Origin of the sequence: Sphingomonas sp. CCH15-F11, from assembly GCF_001557005.1 — a bacterium.
Lineage (GTDB): Bacteria > Pseudomonadota > Alphaproteobacteria > Sphingomonadales > Sphingomonadaceae > Sphingomonas.
The window spans coordinates 1-1,324 of sequence record NZ_LSKG01000183.1 but is presented as its reverse complement, the minus strand read 5'-3'; the positions used below and the strand labels follow the sequence as shown (position 1 = coordinate 1,324).

The window sequence follows — 1,324 nt, the reverse complement described above, 5'->3', positions numbered from 1 at the left end:
GGTGAACCGCCCCGGGATTGCCGGAGGCGATTTGGTTTAAGTTACGCGGCCATGGGTACGTCGTCCAGCATGGCATAATATCGTTGCTCGGCTTCTGCCGGCGGGATGTTGCCGATTGGCTCCAGCAACCGGCGGTGGTTGAACCAGTCGACCCATTCGAGCGTGGCGAACTCGACTGTTTCAAAGGAACGCCATGGCCCACGCCGATGGATCACTTCGGCCTTGTAAAGGCCATTGATCGTCTCCGCCAAAGCGTTGTCGTAGCTGTCGCCGACGCTGCCCACCGATGGTTCGATCCCGGCTTCGGCAAGGCGCTCGGTGTATTTGATCGAGACATACTGGCTGCCGCGATCGCTGTGGTGGATCAGGCCACCACGATGGACCGGGCGGCGATCGTGGAGCGCCTGCTCCAAAGCATCCAGCACAAAGCTAGCATGGGCCGTTCTGCTGACCCGCCAGCCCACGATATAGCGGGCGTAGACGTCAATCACGAACGCGACATAGACAAACCCGCCCCAGGTCGAGACGTAGGTGAAGTCCGAGACCCACAGCCTGTTGGGCGCTGGTGCATGGAACTGGCGGTTGACACGATCCAGCGGGCAAGGTGCCGCCTTGTCGCTGATCGTAGTGCGCACCGGCTTGCCCCGGATCACCCCTGCCAAGCCCATATCGCGCATCAGCCGCTCGACGGTGCAGCGGGCGATGGCGAACCCTTCTCGGTTCATCTGCCGCCAGACCTTGCGCACGCCGTAGACCGCAAAGTTCTCAGCGAATACGCGCGCGATCTCCGGCTTGAATGCCAGGTCGCGCCTTGCCCGCGCCGACAGGCGCAATGGATCTCGTCGCTGTGCGACATGCGCGTGATAGGTTGATGGGGCGATCGGCAGCACCTTGCAGATCGGCTCGACCCCATAAAAAGCGCGGTTATCATCAATAAACGCGATCATCGCTTGAACGGGCGGTCGAGCTCCGCCTGCGCAAAATATGCTGACGCCTTACGAAGAATCTCGTTGGCCTGGCGCAACTCTCGGTTCTCGCGTTCCAGCGCCTTCAGCTTGTCGGCCGTATCGCTCGGCACGCCAGCGCGCTTGCCGCTGTCTACCTCGGCCCTCTTAACCCACTCGTGAAGCGTCTGCGGTGCGCAGCCGATCTTGTCGGCAACCGACACCACCGCCGACCAGCGCGACGGATAATCGCCTTCGTGGTCCAGGATCATCCGTACCGCACGGGCACGCACCTCGGGTGAAAACTTGTTCGTTGTCTTGCTCATACAGGCTCCGCCTTCTCAGGAGTTGGAGCCTCCGACAATCCCGGGGCGGTTCAG

General features: G+C 61.8%; 1 protein-coding gene and 1 other annotated feature. The gene reads right to left on the bottom strand.

The features are described from left to right. Positions 1–41: 41 nt before the first annotated feature. Positions 42–1,270, bottom strand: a protein-coding gene (locus AX709_RS17790; RefSeq protein WP_156454321.1) for an IS3 family transposase whose coding sequence is annotated in 2 segments (ribosomal slippage) — positions 42–982 and positions 982–1,270 — 1,230 coding nt in all. Because the reading frame shifts where the segments join, the coding sequence is not laid out codon by codon here. After that, positions 873–989, bottom strand: a sequence feature (AL1L pseudoknot). (Overlaps the previous gene by 117 nt.) Positions 1,271–1,324 lie beyond the last annotated feature (54 nt).